The sequence below is a fragment of the Agrobacterium sp. ES01 genome (assembly GCF_050320885.1).
In the GTDB taxonomy this organism is placed as follows: domain Bacteria; phylum Pseudomonadota; class Alphaproteobacteria; order Rhizobiales; family Rhizobiaceae; genus Allorhizobium.
Window position 1 is genome coordinate 1,302,439 of the sequence record NZ_JBNQTH010000001.1, and the last position, 19,551, is coordinate 1,321,989.

At 56.5% G+C, this 19,551-nt stretch carries 19 protein-coding genes; 13 read left to right on the plus strand and 6 right to left on the minus strand.

What is annotated here, in order from left to right; translation table 11 throughout:
* Positions 1-3 precede the first annotated feature (3 nt).
* From ACQQ2Q_RS06400 to rsmI, 4 genes are all read right to left on the minus strand, one after another.
* Positions 4-885 carry an ABC transporter permease subunit gene (locus tag ACQQ2Q_RS06400; RefSeq protein WP_428186179.1) on the minus strand — a complete coding sequence of 294 codons (882 nt, stop codon included), beginning with the start codon at positions 883-885 and terminating at the stop codon, positions 4-6.
* Between the two features lie 74 nt (positions 886-959).
* The gene (locus ACQQ2Q_RS06405) at positions 960-2,258 is read right to left on the minus strand and encodes an extracellular solute-binding protein (protein WP_428186180.1); all 1,299 of its coding nucleotides are present in this window, start codon (positions 2,256-2,258) and stop codon (positions 960-962) included.
* Between the two features lie 141 nt (positions 2,259-2,399).
* The gene (locus ACQQ2Q_RS06410; RefSeq protein WP_428186181.1) at positions 2,400-2,768 is read right to left on the minus strand and encodes a YraN family protein; all 369 of its coding nucleotides are present in this window, start codon (positions 2,766-2,768) and stop codon (positions 2,400-2,402) included.
* Positions 2,755-3,672: a 16S rRNA (cytidine(1402)-2'-O)-methyltransferase gene (rsmI, locus tag ACQQ2Q_RS06415; RefSeq protein ID WP_428186182.1), complete on the minus strand. Its 918-nt coding sequence runs from the start codon at positions 3,670-3,672 to the stop codon at positions 2,755-2,757. Before rsmI ends, ACQQ2Q_RS06410 begins: the two co-directional genes overlap by 14 nt.
* 261 nt (positions 3,673-3,933) lie before the next feature.
* Between rsmI and dnaN the strand changes: the two genes are divergently transcribed.
* The 3 genes from dnaN to pyrF all read left to right on the plus strand — a co-directional run bounded on the left by dnaN (position 3,934) and on the right by pyrF (position 6,576).
* Positions 3,934-5,052, plus strand: coding sequence for a DNA polymerase III subunit beta (gene dnaN / locus ACQQ2Q_RS06420; protein ID WP_428186183.1), 1,119 nt, complete (start codon positions 3,934-3,936; stop codon positions 5,050-5,052).
* Between the two features lie 111 nt (positions 5,053-5,163).
* Positions 5,164-5,757 (plus strand): phospholipid N-methyltransferase PmtA, encoded by a 594-nt coding sequence (gene pmtA / locus ACQQ2Q_RS06425; protein ID WP_428186184.1) that lies wholly within the window; start codon positions 5,164-5,166, stop codon positions 5,755-5,757.
* Between the two features lie 120 nt (positions 5,758-5,877).
* On the plus strand, positions 5,878-6,576 hold the full coding sequence (gene pyrF, locus ACQQ2Q_RS06430; protein ID WP_428186185.1) for an orotidine-5'-phosphate decarboxylase: 699 nt from the start codon (positions 5,878-5,880) through the stop codon (positions 6,574-6,576).
* Between the two features lie 20 nt (positions 6,577-6,596).
* Here pyrF and ACQQ2Q_RS06435 read toward each other — a convergent pair whose 3' ends face one another.
* Positions 6,597-7,700: a right-handed parallel beta-helix repeat-containing protein gene (locus ACQQ2Q_RS06435; RefSeq protein ID WP_428186186.1), complete on the minus strand. Its 1,104-nt coding sequence runs from the start codon at positions 7,698-7,700 to the stop codon at positions 6,597-6,599.
* A gap of 136 nt (positions 7,701-7,836) precedes the next feature.
* Between ACQQ2Q_RS06435 and ACQQ2Q_RS06440 the strand changes: the two genes are divergently transcribed.
* Together ACQQ2Q_RS06440 and ACQQ2Q_RS06445 are read left to right on the plus strand one after the other, a co-directional pair.
* The gene (locus ACQQ2Q_RS06440) at positions 7,837-8,124 is read left to right on the plus strand and encodes a DUF1330 domain-containing protein (protein ID WP_428186187.1); all 288 of its coding nucleotides are present in this window, start codon (positions 7,837-7,839) and stop codon (positions 8,122-8,124) included.
* Positions 8,125-8,225: 101 nt separating this feature from the next.
* Positions 8,226-9,206 carry a complex I NDUFA9 subunit family protein gene (locus ACQQ2Q_RS06445; RefSeq protein ID WP_428186188.1) on the plus strand — a complete coding sequence of 327 codons (981 nt, stop codon included), beginning with the start codon at positions 8,226-8,228 and terminating at the stop codon, positions 9,204-9,206.
* A 393-nt stretch (positions 9,207-9,599) separates the two neighbouring features.
* On the opposite strand, the gene ACQQ2Q_RS06450 is transcribed toward ACQQ2Q_RS06445, so the two are convergent.
* A complete protein-coding gene (locus ACQQ2Q_RS06450) occupies positions 9,600-10,406 on the minus strand; it encodes an undecaprenyl-diphosphate phosphatase (RefSeq protein WP_428186189.1) in 807 nt (268 codons plus the stop codon).
* A 153-nt stretch (positions 10,407-10,559) separates the two neighbouring features.
* Between ACQQ2Q_RS06450 and ACQQ2Q_RS06455 the strand changes: the two genes are divergently transcribed.
* The 8 genes from ACQQ2Q_RS06455 (at position 10,560) to ACQQ2Q_RS06490 (ending at position 19,551) form a co-directional block, all read left to right on the plus strand.
* Positions 10,560-11,252, plus strand: a complete 693-nt coding sequence (locus ACQQ2Q_RS06455; RefSeq protein WP_428186190.1) for a glutathione S-transferase family protein — start codon at positions 10,560-10,562, stop codon at positions 11,250-11,252.
* 26 nt (positions 11,253-11,278) lie between these two features.
* Positions 11,279-12,430, plus strand: coding sequence for a tRNA epoxyqueuosine(34) reductase QueG (gene queG, locus ACQQ2Q_RS06460; RefSeq protein WP_428186191.1), 1,152 nt, complete (start codon positions 11,279-11,281; stop codon positions 12,428-12,430).
* A gap of 4 nt (positions 12,431-12,434) precedes the next feature.
* The gene (locus tag ACQQ2Q_RS06465; RefSeq protein WP_428186192.1) at positions 12,435-13,313 is read left to right on the plus strand and encodes an SDR family oxidoreductase; all 879 of its coding nucleotides are present in this window, start codon (positions 12,435-12,437) and stop codon (positions 13,311-13,313) included.
* Between the two features lie 391 nt (positions 13,314-13,704).
* Entirely contained in the window at positions 13,705-14,067 is a 363-nt protein-coding gene (locus ACQQ2Q_RS06470; RefSeq protein ID WP_428186193.1) for a septal ring lytic transglycosylase RlpA family protein, read from the plus strand.
* An 89-nt stretch (positions 14,068-14,156) separates the two neighbouring features.
* Positions 14,157-15,443, plus strand: a complete 1,287-nt coding sequence (locus tag ACQQ2Q_RS06475) for an RsmB/NOP family class I SAM-dependent RNA methyltransferase (protein ID WP_428186194.1) — start codon at positions 14,157-14,159, stop codon at positions 15,441-15,443.
* Positions 15,444-15,579: 136 nt separating this feature from the next.
* Complete coding sequence (locus tag ACQQ2Q_RS06480) at positions 15,580-16,860, plus strand: imelysin family protein (RefSeq protein ID WP_428186195.1); 1,281 nt, start codon at positions 15,580-15,582, stop codon at positions 16,858-16,860.
* A 46-nt stretch (positions 16,861-16,906) separates the two neighbouring features.
* The gene (locus tag ACQQ2Q_RS06485) at positions 16,907-18,439 is read left to right on the plus strand and encodes a di-heme oxidoredictase family protein (protein WP_428186196.1); all 1,533 of its coding nucleotides are present in this window, start codon (positions 16,907-16,909) and stop codon (positions 18,437-18,439) included.
* The gene (locus tag ACQQ2Q_RS06490; RefSeq protein ID WP_428186197.1) at positions 18,439-19,551 is read left to right on the plus strand and encodes an imelysin family protein; all 1,113 of its coding nucleotides are present in this window, start codon (positions 18,439-18,441) and stop codon (positions 19,549-19,551) included. Before ACQQ2Q_RS06485 ends, ACQQ2Q_RS06490 begins: the two co-directional genes overlap by 1 nt.

A 19,551-nucleotide genomic window follows, 5' to 3' on the forward strand; every position in this document is an offset into this window, starting at 1 on the left:
TCCTCAACCGTAATGAACGCGCCGCTCGATGAAGCGGAATTGGACGATGGTGAGGACAAAGACGACCACCATCAGAATCACCGACTGCGCCGATGAGGAGCCGAGATCGTTGCCGCGGAAGCCATCAAGGAAGACCTTGTAGACCAGCGTAATCGGATTGTTGGCTGCCTTGTCCTTCACCATGACGTCGATGACCGAGAAGGTGTCGAACAACGCATAGGTAATATTGATGATCAGAAGGAAGAAAGCAGTTGGCGTCAAAAGCGGCAGAATGACGGTCCAGAAGCGCCGACTGCTTGAACGACAGTCAATGGCTGCCGCCTCGCGAATGGAGGCCGGAATGCCCTGCAATCCGGAAAGCACGAAGATGAAATTGTACGGGATCTGTTTCCAGACAGCGACGGTGACCATTGCAAATGCGGTATCGAAATAGTTGATACCGACCTTCATGTCCCAGCCGAGATACGAGGCCATCTGGACAAACGGACCGATATGCTGGTCGAAAAACATCATGCCGATCAATCCTGCCACTGGCGGCGCAATCGCATAAACGCAGATGAGCAAGGTTTTATACGTTGCGTTGCCGCGAATGACGGCATCGGCCTTTACGGCAAGCAGCAGCCCGATCGACAAAGAAAGAAACGTCACAAGGATGGTGAAGACGAGCGTGAAGCGCGCAATTTTCTGGTACTCCACGGACAGAAGAGCATCCGTGTAGTTCGCAGCTCCAACGAAGGTGGAACCGAAGCCGAAAGGGTCCTCGATATAGAAGGAGGACTGGATCGCCTGCACCGACGGCCAATAGAAGAAGATGATCACGACCAGCATCTGCGGCAACAGAAACAGGTAGGGGAGAACCGGCGAGTTGAACTGCACGCGCTTCATTAGGAACCCTTTTTTACTGAAAAGCCCGGGGGTGCAGCACCCCCGGAACCCTGTTCAATTCGAGACTGTGGCAATCAGCCAGCGGTCTTGGCGAAGCGTGCGAGCAATTCGTCGCCTTCCTTCTTGATGGTTTCCATGGCGTCCTTCGGTGTGGTTTCGCCAGAGAAGATGCGGTTGTATTCGCGTTCCATCACAGAGCGGATCTGCGGGTAGAAGCCAAGGCGATAGCCCTTGTCCCAATCGCCGCCCGGCAGGGAAAGCTGCTCGATACCAACTTCAGCGGCAGGCTTTTCCTTGTAGTAGCCTTCCGACTTGGCAAGCGCGTAGGCTTCCTTGGTGATCGCCACGTAGCCAGTCGCCTGATGGTAGAACTTCTGGATCTCAGGCGAAGTCAGGAAGTGGAAGAAGGACGCAGTGCACTTGTTTTCAGCATCGGACTTGCCGGACATGGCAAACAGTGCAGCACCACCGATAAAGGTGTGTACACCTTCAGGAATGATCGACTTCCAGTAAGGAAGGAAAGTTGCCGAGAAAGGCATCTGGGCCGTTTTCTGCAGTCCGCCGAACGAACCTGAAGAGCCGATCCAGAAGGCGACCTTGTTTTCTTCGAAAGGCTTCTGGTTATCGGACCAGCCAGCACCGTAATAGGCGAAATAGCCTTCGTCGTACCAGGCCTTCAGCTTCTCATACATCATGACGTGGTTCGGATCGGTAACGTTGATCGTCGTATCCTGAACGCTGTCGTAACCGTTGTTGTTCGACGCAAACTGAATGTTGTGACGTGAGAAGAAGTTCTCGGTGAACTCCCAGGTCAGTTGCGACTGGACGAGCGGAATATAGCCGGCTTCCTTGAGCTTGGGCGCAATCGCTTCGAACTCTTCCCAAGTCTTGGGCGCTTCGACACCAGCCTTCTTGATGGCCTCGTCGTTGATATACATGATCGGCGCCGAGGAGTTGAACGGCATGCCAACGAACTTGCCGTCTGAGTCGGCATAGAAGTAGCGAACGCCTTCAATGAAATCGTCACGATTAAAGTCATAGCCGGCGTTCTTGATCAGATCTTCGGCGGGAATGGTCGCGCCCCTGGCGTTGATGATGGTGGCAGCACCGGCATCAAAAACCTGAAGGATGTTCGGCTGTTCGCCTGAACGGAAAGCGGCGATCCCCGAAGCAAGCGCTTCTTCGTACGTGCCCTTGGATACCGGAGTCAGGGAGCATTCGCTCTGCGCTTCGTTGAACTTCTGCGAGATTTCGTTGATGACTTCGCCGTTGCGACCGCCCATGCCGTGCCACCAGGTAATATTGGTGGCGGCAAGCGACGACGACGCCGTGAAGCTGACAGCCAGCGCGGCCATCGAAAGTTTCTTGAACATGGTAAAATCCTCTCCGCCTGAATTGGGGATGCGGATCGCAATAGTGAGGTCTCGTGACGCCTCAATAACAGTTTGGTGACAGATATATTACAATGCAGACCTGCGATTGCGGTGGGGAATATATGCGCCAGTTCGCCGACCTCAGAAGGCGTCAATAAAATGCCTTGGCAATGTCCGTGGTAACACCGCGATAATGTCGTAGCGCTGCGAAAGCTCGCTGGCATCGGCACGTCGCGCGAGCCACAGATCGCTCGCCGCACGGATCCGACGCTGGGCTGATGGGGTCACTGCATCGATCGCTGCCCTCGGGTATCTGCGCGATTTGACCTCGACGAAGACGGCCACATCCCCCTTTCGCGCAACAATGTCGATTTCACCCAGCGGCGTCTTGTAACGCAATGCCAGAACACGATAGCCCTTCAAAATGAGATAGAGGGTGGCAACATATTCGGCGAAGTGTCCCCGCCGTTCGGCCTTTTTACGACTGCGGTCCGGCCTATTGTTTGTCACCCGATCTCTCTTTCAGCTCCAACAGACGCTGATAAAGCTCCTTGCGCGGCAAGCCCGTCAGGCGCGCCGCTTCTGATGCTGCCTTGGCTGACGGCATTTCCGCCAGCAATTGCATCAAAATAGCATCAACCTCAGCTCCTTTCGGCGGTGCAGACGGCAGTGGCGGCCCAATCACCAGAACCACCTCTCCTTTGACATTCCTGTCACCGCCGTAAAATTCGGCGAGTTCGGCGAGCGTTCCCCGGCGGAATTCCTCGAAAGTCTTCGTCAGTTCGCGACAGACTGCTGCGGGACGTTCGCTCCCATACACGTCGGCCGCGGCTGCAAGCGTCGCGCCTATGCGATTAGGAGACTCGAAGAATATCAATGTCGCAGGTGCCGCCATCAGTTCTGTCAGCCGATCCCGTTTGGCCTTGTCTTTTTGCGGAAGAAAACCGGCGAAGAGAAAGGCGTCACTCGGCAAACCGGAACCGACGAGGGCCGCAAGCGGCGCCGACGCTCCGGGGATCGGCACGACGCGAAGCCCGGCTTCGATTGCCAGCTGGCCAAGTCTGTAGCCCGGATCCGAGACGAGAGGAGTGCCCGCGTCGGAAACCAGTGCCACCGACTTACCCGATGCCAGTGCCTCGATCAGCTTTGGTCCGACCTCTGTTGCATTGTGCTCGTGGTAAGCGTAGGGCCGGGTCGTAATGCCGAAGCGGTCAAGCAGAACCCGTGTGACACGTGTATCCTCGCAGGCAAGAACATCTGCTGCGGCCAGTGTCTCCAGCGCCCGAAGCGTGATGTCGCCCAGATTGCCGATCGGCGTTGCCACGAGATAAAGCGCACATTCGAGTGGCCTTGGCGTGACAGCTGTATCGTTCAGACGGTAGGTCCGTGCAGGACGGCCGTTTTCATTTTTCAAGCGCGGCATCCTTGGCGTTTGGTCGGCCTGTTGGCCCTTCGATCTTTATGGTGGAGCATCGTTCAATTCGCAAGTGCGGCAATTCTTCTGTGCATCGCCTGTGATTTCCGCGCCCCAATTGGTCGATGGCGTCCAAGGCACTTGCATTTCGCGGCAGTTTGCTGCCATTTTGCCGGTCCATATTGAACTGGCCTTTGAAGGCCGGAAGAACAATTCGGCGGACGGGTCCCTGTCCGCGCAAGGTCGAAAACGGTAGCGTCGATGCGTATTACTCTTGAACGGTCCAACCTTCTCAAATCGCTGAACCATGTCCACCGGGTGGTCGAGCGGCGCAATACCATTCCGATCCTGTCCAACGTGTTGCTGCGCGCCGAGGGTGCAAACCTCGACATGAAGGCAACCGACCTTGATCTCGAAATCACCGAGGCGACACCGGCCATGGTCGAACAGGCCGGCGCGACCACGGTTCCTGCGCATCTTCTCTACGAAATCGTGCGCAAGCTTCCCGATGGTTCGGAAGTCCTGCTGTCGACCAATCCCGACGGCACAGCGATGACTGTCGCCTCCGGCCGTTCCAAGTTTTCGCTGCAATGCCTGTCGGAGACCGATTTCCCAGATCTGACAACCGGCGATTTCAGCCACTCCTTCAAGGTGAAGGCCAGTGACCTCAAGATGCTGATCGATCGCACACAGTTTGCAATCTCGACCGAGGAAACGCGCTACTACCTGAACGGTATCTTTTTCCACACGATCGAGGCCGGCAACGACCTCAAGCTTCGTGCCGTTGCAACGGACGGTCACCGTCTGGCGCGCGCCGACATCGACGCCCCCTCGGGTTCCGAAGGAATGCCGGGTATCATCATTCCACGCAAGACCGTTGGCGAGCTGCAGAAGCTCATGGACAATCCGGACCTGATCGTCTCGATTGAACTTTCCGATGCGAAGATCCGCCTGACCATCGGTGGCGTGGTGATCACCTCCAAGCTGATCGACGGCACCTTCCCCGATTACCAGCGCGTCATTCCGGCGAATAACGACAAGGAAATGCGCGTGGACTGCCAGACTTTCGCGCATGCGGTCGACCGTGTCTCGACGATTTCGTCGGAACGGGGACGTGCGGTCAAGCTGTCTCTCTCGGAAGGCCATCTTGTGCTGGCCGTCAACAACCCGGATTCCGGCAGCGCGACGGAAGAGCTTGCCGTCGGCTATGAAAACGACACCATGGAGATCGGCTTCAACGCCAAATACCTCCTTGACATCACGGCGCAACTTTCTGGCGATGACGCGATTTTTCTCTTGGCCGATGCGGGTTCGCCGACATTGATCCGGGATACGGCCGGTGATGATGCTATTTATGTTTTGATGCCAATGCGGGTCTAGGCATCGCCATAAATATATCTCCATAGCGTCGTTTCGCCTTGTTTTTGCGACAAACGCAGCCAACATGATTTTTCACGTACATGATGTGCGGAAGAGTACAGGGAGACGTCTATGGCATTGGGGTTGAAACAACGCTTCGAGAAGAAGTTCGATGAAGAGATCCGCTTCTTCAAAGGCGTGATGCAGGGGCCGAAAAGTGTCGGAGCGATTGTACCCACTTCGTCCATCACCGCCAAAAGGATGGCGAGCGTCGTCAACCCGAGCTCAGGCCTGCCTGTTTTAGAGCTGGGTCCCGGAACTGGCGTGATCACCAAAGCAATCCTTGCTCGCGGCATTGCGCCTGAAAAGCTGTATTCCATCGAATATTCCAGCGACTTCTATCACCATCTCCTGACAAGTTATCCCGGTGTGAATTTCGTGCATGGCGACGCATTCGACCTCGAGGCGTCTCTCGGCAAGGCGGCTGACCAGACATTTGACGCCGTCATCTCAGCTGTGCCGCTTTTGAGCTTTCCGATGCAATCGCGCATTGCCCTTCTGGAAGATCTTCTCGACCGGATGCCTCCCGGCAGACCGGTGATGCAGATTACCTACGGCCCCGTGTCCCCCATTATTGCCAATCCGGACCGCTACACCATCCGCCATTTCGACTTCGTCGTGCGCAATATTCCGCCTGCGCAGTTGTGGATCTACAGTCGCGGCTGAGCCCAACGTAAAATGTCGATATTGTCTAAAGAGCAATGGGGGTTTCCCTGTTGCCTCTTGCGAAGCTCGGGCACTCATGCGAGTTGACATCCATCGAAAAATGGCAGGGGTTTCCGCATCATGACAGCGCGTGAAAAGCTTATCGTCGGCCTTGATCTTCCAACAGTCGCCGAAGCCGAAAAAATGGTCGTAACGCTTGGCGACGACGTCTTATTTTACAAGGTAGGCTATCAGCTGGCATTCGCTGGTGGCCTCGACTTTGCCAAGGAACTGGCGCAAGCGGGAAAGAAGATCTTTCTCGACATGAAACTGCTCGACATCGACAATACGGTCGCATCTGCGGTCGAAAATATCGTCAAGATGGGCATGACCATGCTGACCCTCCACGCGTACCCAAAGACGATGCGCGCTGCCGTGGATGCCGCCAAGGGATCCGACCTGTGCTTGCTGGGGGTTACCGTCCTCACCTCCATGGATGAACGGGATCTCACCGATGCCGGCTATGAATATGATCCGCACACGCTGGTGCTCCGTCGTGCTGAACAAGCGCTTCAGGCGGGCATGGGTGGCATTGTCTGCTCCGCAGAAGAGGCAAGTGCGGTCAGAAAGATCGTCGGACCAAGCTTAGCTGTCGTCACACCCGGCATTCGACCCCTCGGCGCAGACAAGGGCGATCAGAAGCGCGTCATGACACCTACCCAAGGATTGAAGTCTGGCTCCAGCCATCTCGTTGTCGGTCGGCCTATCGTGAAGGCTGCCGATCCACTGTCCGCAGCCCGCGCCATTCTCTCGGAAATGGATGCAGCGCTTTCAAGCTGATCAAATTGTCCCGGTAAAGGTCACTTATTGCCCGTGATCTTATTGGTGTCGTCGAAGTTGACAATCCGAAGCGACCAGGGACCCTTGAAGCGGTTGTCCTTGACAAGATTGTGCTTGGCAAAATCGTGCCAGTCCAGGCTGCTGCCAAATGGATATTTCGGGTTCAGTTTGCAGTACAGCTTACCTACATCGCGGTGATTGAGCCAGATCGCCGGTGCAGCAAGCCGAAAATGATCATAGGTGAATGTATTGCCGATGATCTCATTATATTGCGGCTTTTGATGGCGGATCGTTCCGCCCTCCCCGCAATTGCGGTAGACATAAATACCGCCTCTCACCGGATCATCGAACCGGTTGTTGGTGATGCGGTTCTTGGCGGATCCATCAATCGCCACTTGCTCGCGCAGTGACGTCTTTACCGCGAAGGTGTTTCTGTCGAGGACATTGTTGGCCGACTCCGCATCCAGATAGACGGCGGTCTTGCTGCTCTTGCCGCGCAATGTCGATTTTTCCACGGTCGTTCGGGTTACCCCTGGACCGAAGTAAAGTGGAATGCCGCCGGTCGCCTCGATGGTGACCTTGCTGATCAGGATATCGGACGGCGCATTTGCCTGGGCATTTTCGGTGTGGTTGCGGTGAAGCGAAGACTTCCGCACCTCCTCGGCCTCGCCCGAGATCCCCAGACCGATAAGGCGAAGGTTGCCGACGATCTTGCAATTGCGGATCGTAATCCCCTGCGGCACGCTCCAGCCGTCACCGTCACCCTTGCCCTTTTTCACCGACCGGATGGCAATGATCGGAGATTTGGCGCTGGGCTTCGAGGCATTGGTGCCCAGCGTCGCTCCATGACAATCCAGCGATGTACCGGACGCCTCGGCACCGGCAAAGTCCAGCTTGCGGGCGATGACTTCGCCTGGTTTGAGATCAATGTTGCAATCGACTTTTATGGTGTTGTCGTCTTTCTTCACGGGAGACCGCAGTTTGGCATAGAAATCGGCGCTGCAGGCCTTGACCTCGCCGGAGCCGGATTGCTCAGCCCAACCGCCTGCAGGCGCGAGACAGTAAACTGTGAATACTGCCGCGAAAACAAGTGAGTTTCGCAGACTTTTTTTCTGAACTGGCATGGCAGTTTGTCACTTCGGCTTTCAAGTCAATTTGACGGCAAGGTAACCCCATGAAGCTGACCACAAAATGAACGCGCTTGACCCGGGCGCACAATTGGCTGAGAAAATCGGCGAAAATGCCAGCAGGAGGAATATCATGGCCAAGGGATACTGGATTGCACATGTCGACGTTCGCGACACCGAGCGTTACAAGGATTATGTTGCTGCGGCGAAACCGGCCTTCGAGAAATATGGTGCCAATTTCCTCGCGCGCGGTGGTCCGGTGACCGCGCTGGAAGATAAGGCACGCGCCCGTAACGTGATCATCGAGTTTCCGTCCATGCAGGCAGCGGTTGATTGCTATAACTCGCCCGAATATCAGATCGCCGCCAAGATCCGCCAGGAAGTCGCGGATGCGCAGATGATGGTGGTCGAAGGTATTTGACGCTAAGGCCGCATCCTTTGCGGCTTCCCCTGACAACGCGATTCGGCTAAGAAACGGCAAGTCGAATTGCCAGACCGTCAAGCCATTCCGGAGAACACATCATGACACTGTCCAATCTTCCGCCACTCGTCACTGTTTTTGGCGGTTCAGGCTTTGTTGGACGTCACGTGGTGCGAACACTCGCACAGCGCGGATATCGTATCCGCGTTGCAGTGCGCCGACCGGATCTTGCGGGCTTTCTTCAGCCCTTGGGAAATGTGGGGCAGATCTCTTTTGTTCAAGCCAATCTGCGTTACCGCAACTCCGTAGACGCCGCAGTCCGCGACGCCGATCATGTGGTCAATTGTGTCGGCATCCTGTTTGAAAGCGGGCGCAACACGTTTGACTCCGTACAGGATTTCGGCGCACGCGCCGTCGCGGAAGCCGCGCGTGCCGCCGGCGCTACGCTGACCCATATCTCCGCAATCGGTGCAAACGTGAATTCAGCATCAGTGTACGGTGCCTCCAAGGGTCAGGCAGAGCAGGCCATCAAGAGCATCAAGCCGGATGCGATTATCCTGCGCCCGTCGATCATTTTCGGGCCAGAAGACGGATTCTTCAACAAATTTGCTGCCATGGCACGCCTTTCACCTATCCTGCCGCTGATCGGCGGTGGCAAAACGAAGTTCCAGCCCGTTTATGTCGAGGATGTCGCCGAAGCTGTCGGTCGCGCCGTCGATGGAAAGCTTGCAGCTGGCGAGACCTATGAACTCGGTGGACGCGAAGTGCTGACCTTCCGCGAATGTCTTGAGGTTATGCTGCACACGATCGGTCGCAAAAACCCGCTGGTTTCTCTGCCGTTTGGAATTGCCTCTCTGATGGGCAGCATAGCGTCTGCCATTCCTTTGATTACGCCACCGTTGACCTCTGACCAGGTGACACTGCTGAAAAGCAACAATATTGTCTCCGAGGAGGCCAAATCCAAGGGTCTGACACTTGAAGGGATGGGCATCACGCCGACGCTTCTATCGTCGATTTTGCCTTCTTATCTGGTGCAGTACCGTCCTCAGGGACAATATACCGGCTCCGGCAAAGCGGCATAAGAACGGCCTTAAACTGAATGCTGGATCGCCCTGCGTTGCAAAAATATCGCAGCGACAACCTAGCTCTGTTAACGGGCGATTTATCAAAAACCGCTATTGATGTTTTCGTTAGCAATTCGTAAACAGCGCGACACAATTTGGATCGTCTGCTGGCCAGAGGCTGGCAGCATTTTATACCTTGAAGGACTTATACATGGGCAAGTCTATCGCACTCTTTTTCGCGTGTGCGGCAATGGTAATCCTCGCCGGTTCATTCATGGCTCCGACGACTCTCGCAGCCCGCAAAGGCAACTGCGCACCCGCTTACGGCATCGACCCCTGCAGTACAAGCTCTATCCCGGCCGCCGCCAACTGACGGCTGGATGAGGCGCCCTCAAGAAGGGCGCCATCTCCTCAATGACCAAGCGACAACAAGACCAGGCCGATAAAGCCAATGGCAATGCGCCAGATGGCAAACGGCATGAAGCCACGTCTTGAAATAAAGTCGAGAAGTCTGCGTACCACGAAAACTCCTGACACGAATGCCATGATGAAGCCGATAGCAATCAGGCTACCGTCATCGAAGCTGATCGCATTGCGGTTCTGGTAAAGATCGAGCACGAAGGCGCCGGCCATTGTCGGCATGGCCAGGAAGAACGAGAATTCTGCAGCCGACCGCTTGTCAGTCCCCATCAGCAATGCGCCGACAATCGTTGCCCCGGAACGCGACGTGCCGGGGATCATGGCCACACACTGGCACAGACCAATCTTGAACGCCAATGGCAGCGGATAGTCCATGACGTCGTGATATTTCGGCTTCAAGTCCAGCCGATCGACCCACAGCAGGACAAAACCGCCAAGGATCAGAACAACGCAGATCAACATCGGCGTCTCGAAGAGAACCGTCTTGATAAAGTCATGCGCCAGGGCGCCGATCACTGCCGCAGGCAGGAAGGCCAGCAGAACCGCCGCGACAAAGTGTCGGCTTTTCTGGCTCGACGGAAGACTTGTGGCCAATGATATGAGCTTTGTCGCGTAAACGCTCAGGATCGCAAGGATGGCACCTAGTTGAATGAGCACCGCGAAGGTGTTGCCTGGCGATTCGAAGCCCAAGAAGTGACCCGCCAACAGGACGTGCGCGGTCGATGAAACAGGAATAAACTCGGTCAGGCCCTCTATCAGGCCGAGCACCAGCGCGCTGATAATCGATTGAGCGTCCATAAAAGATCCTTAAAATTTTTGGCAAGGTGTGCAGATGGGACTGACTTGTGTTGTAAGTGCCAAGCTCCTATAGCTTGGAAGCTGATAGCGATGCCAGAGGCACATTCATCATGTGCGCCGAGCGACACTGAACGAAACCGAATTTAAGTTCTCATGCCAACATTATATCATCATCCGATGTCCGCCGCGTCTCGGTTTATCCGGCTTGTGCTCTCAGAATACGGCTTCCAGGTCGATTTCGTCGAGGAGCAGACCTGGGAGATGCGCCGGGAGTTTCTGGCCATCAATCCCGCAGGAACGATCCCAGTCTACATTGACGACAACATGCGTGCCTTATGTGGCGCGACTGTGATCTCCGAGTTCCTCGATGAGGTTCACGGCATCCTCAAAAGAGACAGGCGGCTTCTGGCTGAAGATCCGTTCCACAGGGCCGAAATCCGCAGGCTGACCGAATGGTTCCTGCAGAAGCTGGAACAAGATGTCACCCGCCCGCTGGTGCGGGAACTGGTGCACAAGGTGCATATGCCACCATCGCTTGGCGGCGGCGCACCCGACTCCAAAGTGTTGCGGACAGCCCGTGGCAATGTTCGCCAACACATGAAGTATCTGTCGTGGCTGGCCGGATCACGGCAGTGGCTGGCGGGCGACCGTTTGAGCTATGCGGACCTTTCAGCGGGCGCTGCCGTCTCCATCCTCGACTATATGGGGGAGATCGACTGGGCCGACCTGCCTGCGGCCAAGGAATGGTACCAGCGGCTGAAGTCGCGGCCATCCTTCCGCCCGCTGCTGACCGAGCGCGTACGCGGCCTGACACCCGTGTCGCATTATGCCGATCTGGACTTCTGACTGTCCGATCGTCTGACGGAGGAAATATGGCGCATGGCGCCCCCATCGACACGAGTGCCCGGATCCGCAGTCAACTGACTGCTTTCGTGAAGCAGGAGGCTGCGGCTCAGGGCTTCGATGTCTGCCGCATCACGCTTCCGCAATCCTCACCACAGATAGAAGCCGGGCTTGATGGCTTTCTTTCAGCCGGCCATCACGGCACGATGGAATGGATGGCAGAGACCCGTGACCGGCGTGCGCGTCCAGACGCATTATGGTCCGACGTGCGCTCTGTCATCATGCTAGGCATGAATTATGGTCCGGATGCCGACCCTCGATTACTGCAAAACCAGCCGGAAAAGGGTGCAATCTCGGTCTATGCGCGCAATCGCGACTATCACGACGTGATCAAGGGACGCTTGAAGGAAATTGCCACGCGCTTTGCCGCCCGGTCTGAAGCGGACGTGAAGGTCTTCGTCGACACCGCGCCGGTGATGGAAAAGCCTCTGGCGGCACAAGCAGGCCTTGGCTGGCAGGGAAAGCACACCAATCTTGTCAGTCGCGAATTTGGGTCGTGGCTGTTTCTGGGCAGCATTTTCACGACCGCAGCGCTCGCCGTCGACATTGCGGAGACCGATCATTGCGGCTCCTGCCGCGCCTGCCTCGACGCCTGCCCGACCAACGCTTTTCCGGCACCTTACAAAATCGATGCGCGCCGTTGTATTTCCTATCTCACAATCGAGCATAAGGGTGAGATTGATCCCGAATTGCGTCCCCTGATCGGAAACCGCATTTATGGTTGCGACGATTGTCTTGCAGCTTGCCCTTGGAACAAGTTCGCAAGCCTTGCCCAGGAGGCCAAACTCTCGGCGCGCGAGGATCTCAAGGAGCCGGACATCGAATTCCTGCTCACGCTCGACGATCCGACGTTCCGGCGCTTCTTCTCCGGCTCACCGATCAAGCGCATCGGTCGCGACCGCTTTGTCCGCAATGTCCTGATCGCCGCTGGAAATTCCGGTCAGGCGGCCTTGATTGAACCCTGCAGGTTACTGCTCGAAGACGGCTCCCCTGTTGTTCGCGCCATGGCGGTTTGGGCGCTCTCACAACTGCTTGCCGGTGCGGAATTCAACGATCTGCGGGCAAGGGCTAAACATGAAACAGATCCCGGAGTCGTTCGGGAATGGGCAAGAGGAGCATGACCCCATGCAGCTCATGATTTTTGGTGCCGGCTATTCTGGCAAGGCGATAGGCCAACTCTTCGCATCAAGTGGACAAACAGTTTTCGGCACGACCCGATCTCACGATAAATTCCAGCATTTGGAGAAAGCCGGTTTAACACCGCTGTTGTTTGATGGTGACGTGCTCACGGACGATCTACGCGGTGCGCTTGCCCAGACAACCCATCTGGTCCAATCCATTGCTCCCGGACGTTCCGGCGACCCCTTGATCCCGTTGCTTGCAGCCGATCTTGCGACCCTCATGCCGCGCCTTGAGTGGATCGGCTATCTGTCGACGGTAGGGGTCTACGGCAACCATGATGGGGCCTGGGTCGACGAGGAGACGGCGTGCCGACCACAATCGCAGCGTTCCGTGGAACGTGTCGAGGCCGAGCGGGACTGGGCATCGCTTGCGAAGGATAACGGCATACCGCTCGCCATCCTTCGGCTGTCCGGCATTTATGGCCCCGGGCGGAACGGCTTCGTCAATCTTTCAAAGGGAACGGCGAAACGCTTGATCAAAGAGGGGCAAGTGTTCAATCGCATCCGTGTCGAGGACATCGCCGCAGCCACTCGCTTTCTCATGGCGGGCAATCTTGCCGGCATCTTCAATGTCACGGATGATGAACCTGCCCCTCCGCAGACTGTTGTCGAGGAAGCGTCTCGCCTCATGGGTCTCGCACCACCACCTGAGCAGGATTTCGAAAGCGCCGAGCTCAGCCCGATGGCGCGCTCCTTTTATGGAGAAAACAAGCGCGTTTCCAATGCGAAGATAAAATCTCTCGGTTTCAGCTTCTGCTTCCCGGACTACCGCCAATCGCTGGCCGAACTTTGGGCTAACGAAAGCTGGAACAAAATGCCATGAGGCTCGTTTCTCTGCTGCACGTATGAAGGTTTTCGGGATGTCGAAGACGGTAGGTCGTCCCCTCAATCTGTCAGATCCGATGTCCCGAAGCCTTCAAACGTCACAAATTTCCCGAAAAATCGGGCCTTGGTCTTTTGCTGAACGCATTTTTTTCGTGAACAGCAAAGGCGTTTTCGCGCATTACCGCGGAATTTGCCTAGCTGTCTAGAATCTTTACGGTTTCTTCCGCTCAGGCGGCTTTTCCCTCACCAAAAATTAAGTAGTCCTCGATCACGAATGTTACGCTCTGTAATACGTCGTGATCGCCTGAGGCACGTTTTTGCCATTTTTTCCCTCGTTTAAGCGCTGCAGAGCAAAACTGTGCTCAGGCGAAGGACTAGGGAAAACAAAATTGGCGAATAACCGACTATCCATCATTGGCGTCGCAGCAATGGCGCTCGGCCTTTCAATCGCTGCGCAAGATGCAAATGCGTCTGACTCATGCGGTGGTGCTTCGTGGTATGCCCTGCACTCGAAGACTGCTTCCGGTGAACGCATGAACCCGGCCAAGCTTACTGCCGCCCACAAGACGCTGAAATTCGGCACCAAGGTGAAAGTGACCAACAGAACGAACGGCAAGAGTGTCGTCGTCAGGATCAATGATCGTGGTCCGTTCATCCGCGGACGTGTTCTGGATCTCTCAAAAGCTGCTGCACAGAACATCGGCATGATCCGTTCCGGTACGGCCAAGGTCTGCTACCAGATCATCGGCTAATTTTCGAATGAAGGCGGTCTTCACGCCTATTCGCTTGCTCCGTGAACCGTTCGGCTTTACGACGCGGACTTTGATCAGGAGAGCATGACATGCGAATGGGTGGGCGTCTTGCCGGAGCCATCGAGGTTCTGGACGATATCGAGGGACGGCGACGTCCGGTTGCCGAAGCCCTCAAGGACTGGGGCCTTGCGCACCGATTTGCGGGTTCGGGCGACCGGGCAGCAATTGGCAATATCGTTTACGATGCCTTGCGTATGAAACTGTCTCACGCCTGGCTTATGGATGACGACAGCTCGCATTCTCTGGCTTTTGCAGTGATGCTGCGGCAATGGGGTTACACGTCCGAAACATTGGCCGCAGAACTCGAGGGGGATACACATGCCCCGGCACCTCTCGACGCGGCTCGGCTGGAAGCCTTCTCGCAACGAAGGCTTGAAGATGCCGCACCGCATATACAGGCTGACATGCCGCAATGGATTGCGGCGCTCATGGAAGAGCGCTTCGGTTCGGAATGGATCATAGAAGCGCAAGCGCTTGCAGCGCGGCCTTCTCTTGACCTGCGAATCAACAGCCTGAAATCCAGTCCAGAAAGAGTGATGAAGGCGCTGGACCGCGCAGGCGCTGTTCCGGCTCACATTGCCCGCATGGGTCTTCGTGTGCCGGCCGGAGAAGGCGCATCACGTCTTCCAAATGTTACGGCAGAACTTTCTTTCCAGAAAGGCTGGTTCGAGATCCAGGACGAGGGATCGCAGATCGTCGCCGATCTGGCAGACCTCAAGGCTGGCGATCAGGTGCTCGACTATTGTGCCGGCGGCGGCGGCAAGACGCTTGCTATGGCCGCAACGATGGAAAACAAGGGACAGGTGCATGCCTACGATGCAGAAGCGCGTCGCCTGGCCCCCATCATCGAGCGTCTCAAGCGAGCAGGCACTCGAAATGTTCAGGTTCATGGCAATGCTCAGGAACTGGAATCGCTGGCCGGTCGTCTTGATTGCGTTCTTGTTGATGCCCCCTGCACGGGAAGCGGAACATGGCGTCGGCGACCCGATACCAAGTGGCGGCTGAGCGAGCGCACACTGCAGGAGCGTGTCGATCAGCAGAAAAAAGTGCTGGAACAGGCATGTCGCTATGTTCGTCCCGGTGGTTCGCTTATCTACATCACCTGCTCGATGTTGCCGACCGAAAACGAGCATCAGGTTCGTCGCTTTTGCGAAGAGCATTCCGATTTCTCGATCACATCGGCGCAGACATCCTGGGAAACTCTCTTCCCCGCGGCCCCCAAGCCACATTTCAGCGATGAGGGAACGATCACTCTGACCCCTGCCCGCACCAACACCGACGGGTTCTTCTTCTGCCGGATGACAAAACTTACTTAAGCTTGCTTTCGCGTAAAATTGACGAAGTGCAAATCCGCCAGTTTTTATACTGGACTATTTGACACCAGTTTATTTTTACGCGAATAAGGGCCGTTCATTTGAGGATATGGCGCTTTCAAGCGTCAAAGGAGAGATCATGAGACCGACAAGCCCTTTGCGCGCTACCTTGGCGCTTCTGGCGGCAACGACCGCGTTTGCAGTGACTTCGGCCTGGGCAGACACGACGCCCGCCGAGGTCGTGAAATACTATGCAGAAATGGCGGAAGCGAAATATTCCGACTCGCTGGCGACAGCTGAAAAGCTCGACAGCGCCATCGACGCACTGATTGCCACACCAAGCGAAGAGACACTGGAGGCTGCCAAGGCTGCATGGATCGCAGCGCGCGTTCCCTATCAGCAGTCCGAAGTCTACCGTTTCGGCAACCCGATCGTCGATGACTGGGAAGGCAAGGTCAATGCGTGGCCGCTGGACGAAGGCTTGATCGACTACGTCGATGCATCCTATGGCAGCGAGAGCGATTCAAATTCGCTTTACGTCGCTAACGTGATTGCCAACCCTTCCATCAAGATCAATGGTGAAGAGGTTGACGCAAGCAAGATCACGCCGGACTTCCTGGCCAATACGCTTCATGAAGCCGGAGAAGTCGAGGCCAATGTGGCCACCGGTTATCATGCCATCGAATTCCTGCTGTGGGGCCAGGATCTGAACGGAACCGGCCCGGGCGCAGGCAACCGACCTTACACGGACTATGACACAGCAAATTGCACCCATGGCAATTGCGACCGTCGCGCTGACTATCTGAAGTCCGCCTCGACTTTGCTCGTCTCCGATCTCAAGGAGATGGTGGATGCGTGGGCGCCGGAAGGCGAAGCAACGAAGACGGTTGAAGCAGACCCAAGTCAGGGCATTTCGACCATACTGACCGGCATGGGTTCGCTGTCCTATGGCGAGCTCGCTGGCGAACGCATGAAGCTTGGCGTGCTGTTGCACGATCCTGAAGAAGAGCATGATTGCTTCTCCGACAACACACATGCCTCGCATTACAACGACGCGCTGGGCATTCAGTCGGCCTATACCGGCGAATATACCCGCGCCGACGGCACCAAGATGACCGGTCCTTCGCTTTCCGAACTGGTGAAGGCCAAGAACCCCGAGCTTGACGCAGAAATGCAGGCAAAGCTGACAGCGACGATGGATGCCATGTCGGCCATGGTGAAGCGTGCGGAGACTGTTGAGGCCTATGACCAGATGATCGGTGAAGGCAATGACGAGGGCAATGCCACCGTCCAGGCCGCCATTGACGGTTTGATCGACCAGACCAAGACCATCGAGCGCGTCATTGCGTCACTGGATCTTGGCACGATTGCCCTTGAAGGTTCTGACAGCCTCGATAATCCTAACGCTGTGTTCCAATAAGCAAAAGGCGGGCTGTCTGTCGTTTGATCGGCAGCCCGATGCCAATATGATCAGGGTCAAATCTGGACCTGCGGGCGCGGTCGTTCTGGCCGCCCTTTCTTCCCTGTCAATTGTCTCAACGGCTTTGGCCGATGCTGGACCCGCCCGTAGCGATCTCAATCCCAAGGATGCCGCACGGGTCGAGAGCGTGACACGTCCGACCAGCGATTTCTCCAAGCCGGAGAGTTTCGAGGCTATGCAAGGCGGCGCTGCAACCTCGACAAAACCGGTCAACGCCGATTCCTTCTCGCATTTCTCCAGCAACATTACCTTTGCCGAAGAAGAAACCTTCAAGCTGGGAAATGCGCTGTTTCGCAAATTCTGGGTCTCATCGCCCTCCTCCACGCAGGCATCCGATGGCCTCGGTCCGTTGTTCAACGCGCGCGCTTGCCAAAGCTGCCACCTGAAGGATGGCCGCGGACGGCCGCCAATGGCAGGCGAAGCCGCGACGTCGATGTTTCTGAGGCTCGCGCGGCCCGCGCGAACCGCAGAAGAGAAAAAAGCCGTATCCGATCTTCAAGTCCTCAACTTTCCCGACCCGGTCTATGGGGAGCAACTTCAAAATTTCGCCGTGCCAGGACTTGCCTCTGAAGGCGAGATAAAGATCCGATATGCCGAGCGATCAGTCACGCTTGCGGACGGGGAAACGGTTTCCCTTCGCGAACCCCACTACGACGTCGGCGGCGCGCAATATGGTCCACTCGATCCGGACACAACGCTTTCGCCCCGCGTTGCCAATCCCATGATCGGCCTCGGCCTGATAGAGGCCATCGCCGATGAGGACCTCGAACGACTTGCAGATCCCGATGATCGTGACGGCGACGGCATTTCGGGAAAGCTCGCCAAGGTCCGAGATCATCGAAGCGGTGACATCCAGATCGGACGTTTCGGTTGGAAGGCGCAAAATGCGTCTGTCCGAGACCAGAGCGCCGGGGCCCTTGCCGGCGACATCGGTATATCTTCCCCGGATGCACCGCGCCATTGGGGAGACTGCACTGAAGCGCAAGTTCAATGTCGTCAAATGCAAAATGGCGTGCAGAAGCGCCTCGGCGAAACAGAGGCACCCGATCCTGTCATGGATCTCATAACGTTTTACGCCGAGAACCTCGCGGTCCCGATGCGCCGCGATGTCGACAGTCCCGATGTGCTCAAAGGCAAGTCCGCCTTTTACGAGGCCGGTTGTGCGGCCTGTCATACGCCCAAATTCGTCACAAGCCGCAAGGCCGCGAACAAGGCCCATGCCTTCCAGCTCATCTGGCCCTATTCCGATTTCCTGTTGCACGACATGGGCGACGGATTGGCCGACGGCCAAGAGGTTGGGCTTGCCAATGGCAACGAGTGGCGCACGGCTCCACTTTGGGGTATCGGTCTCACCGATGCCGTGAGCGGCCACACAAATTTCCTGCATGACGGCCGCGCGCGGTCGCTCAAGGAAGCAATTCTGTGGCATGGCGGCGAAGCGGAAGCGGCACGCAATGCGTTCGCCGCGATGGAACCTGATGATCGCGAAGCGCTCATTACATTTCTGGAGTCCCTCTGATGCGTTTTGTTCTCGCTCTCCTCGTTGGAACGGCCCTTGCCGTACCCGTCCTTGCCCAGGATGCCAATCTTCCGCCGCCGGAGTTCAACGCCGAGAAAGTACCGGACGTCATGGCGAAGGCCGTGGATGACTTCATCCGCCCGGGCTACAGCGACTTTCTGAAATCGACTGACAAGCTGGTCGCCGATGTCGGCGGGCTGTGTGCCGAGCCGTTTCCCAAGAACCTCGATGCTGCGCGGCACGCCTTTGCATCCACTGTCGAGGCATGGTCAAAAATCGAGATCGTTCGCGTGGGGCCAGTTCTCGAGGACAACCGTTTTGAACGCATCCTGTTTTATCCGGATCGAAAGAGCACCGGCCTGAAACAGGTTCAGGCTGCCCTCGCGAGCCAGGATGAGACAGCGACATCAGTGGACACCCTTCAGCGCAAGAGTGTTGCGATGCAGGGTCTTGGGGCGCTGGAATTCATTCTCTACGGCACCGGGAACGAGGATCTGCTCGACAGCCATGATGGCTATCGTTGCCGCTACGGCATGGCCGTTTCGGAAAATCTGAAGCGGTTGGCTGGCGAACTGGTCGCAGCCTGGGACCAGCCGGACGGCATCCAGTCCGCGTGGAAACATCCGGGCAAAGACAATCCGGCCTTCAGGACCAATGCCGAGGCGGTCACGGCCCTTCTCGGCATTCTCGTTCACGGCGCCGAGGCCATCCGCGATCAGCGCATCGAGACCTTCTACAAGGGAGCCGATGCTCGGCCATTCCCGCTGCAGGCTATCTATCGTCGGTCGGGCCTCACATTCACATCCATCGAAGACAACTTCATCGGGATCGAGACCCTTCTGGACCGCTCTGATATGGCCGAGCTGCTCGATCCCGAAGTGCGGTCAGTTGTCAGTTCGATAGAATTCGTACTGAAGTCGCTGAAGCGGACGACCCGAAGCCTTGATGCGGATGTCAAATCTGACGTGGAACTGGCGGTGACAGACAAGGCCGCACGCGCCAAGCTCGACTTCCTGATCCTCAACGCAAAGGACCTGATCCTTCGTCTCAACGATGAATATGGCGGCGCGGTTGGTCTCAGCTCAGGCTTTTCATTTTCCGACGGAGATTAA

What these genes read in the sequence shown, in the direction of transcription:
- ACQQ2Q_RS06480 (WP_428186195.1), top strand. Translation starts at nt 15,580, where the DNA reads ATGAGACCGACAAGCCCTTTGCGCGCTACCTTGGCGCTTCTGGCGGCA.
- ACQQ2Q_RS06445 (WP_428186188.1), top strand. Translation starts at nt 8,226, where the DNA reads ATGACACTGTCCAATCTTCCGCCACTCGTCACTGTTTTTGGCGGTTCA.
- ACQQ2Q_RS06440 (WP_428186187.1), top strand. Translation starts at nt 7,837, where the DNA reads ATGGCCAAGGGATACTGGATTGCACATGTCGACGTTCGCGACACCGAG.
- ACQQ2Q_RS06405 (WP_428186180.1), bottom strand. Translation starts at nt 2,258, where the DNA reads ATGTTCAAGAAACTTTCGATGGCCGCGCTGGCTGTCAGCTTCACGGCG.
- dnaN (WP_428186183.1), top strand. Translation starts at nt 3,934, where the DNA reads ATGCGTATTACTCTTGAACGGTCCAACCTTCTCAAATCGCTGAACCAT.
- ACQQ2Q_RS06485 (WP_428186196.1), top strand. Translation starts at nt 16,907, where the DNA reads ATGATCAGGGTCAAATCTGGACCTGCGGGCGCGGTCGTTCTGGCCGCC.
- ACQQ2Q_RS06465 (WP_428186192.1), top strand. Translation starts at nt 12,435, where the DNA reads ATGCAGCTCATGATTTTTGGTGCCGGCTATTCTGGCAAGGCGATAGGC.
- queG (WP_428186191.1), top strand. Translation starts at nt 11,279, where the DNA reads ATGGCGCATGGCGCCCCCATCGACACGAGTGCCCGGATCCGCAGTCAA.
- ACQQ2Q_RS06455 (WP_428186190.1), top strand. Translation starts at nt 10,560, where the DNA reads ATGCCAACATTATATCATCATCCGATGTCCGCCGCGTCTCGGTTTATC.
- ACQQ2Q_RS06435 (WP_428186186.1), bottom strand. Translation starts at nt 7,700, where the DNA reads ATGCCAGTTCAGAAAAAAAGTCTGCGAAACTCACTTGTTTTCGCGGCA.
- pmtA (WP_428186184.1), top strand. Translation starts at nt 5,164, where the DNA reads ATGGCATTGGGGTTGAAACAACGCTTCGAGAAGAAGTTCGATGAAGAG.
- pyrF (WP_428186185.1), top strand. Translation starts at nt 5,878, where the DNA reads ATGACAGCGCGTGAAAAGCTTATCGTCGGCCTTGATCTTCCAACAGTC.
- ACQQ2Q_RS06450 (WP_428186189.1), bottom strand. Translation starts at nt 10,406, where the DNA reads ATGGACGCTCAATCGATTATCAGCGCGCTGGTGCTCGGCCTGATAGAG.
- ACQQ2Q_RS06400 (WP_428186179.1), bottom strand. Translation starts at nt 885, where the DNA reads ATGAAGCGCGTGCAGTTCAACTCGCCGGTTCTCCCCTACCTGTTTCTG.
- ACQQ2Q_RS06475 (WP_428186194.1), top strand. Translation starts at nt 14,157, where the DNA reads ATGCGAATGGGTGGGCGTCTTGCCGGAGCCATCGAGGTTCTGGACGAT.
- ACQQ2Q_RS06490 (WP_428186197.1), top strand. Translation starts at nt 18,439, where the DNA reads ATGCGTTTTGTTCTCGCTCTCCTCGTTGGAACGGCCCTTGCCGTACCC.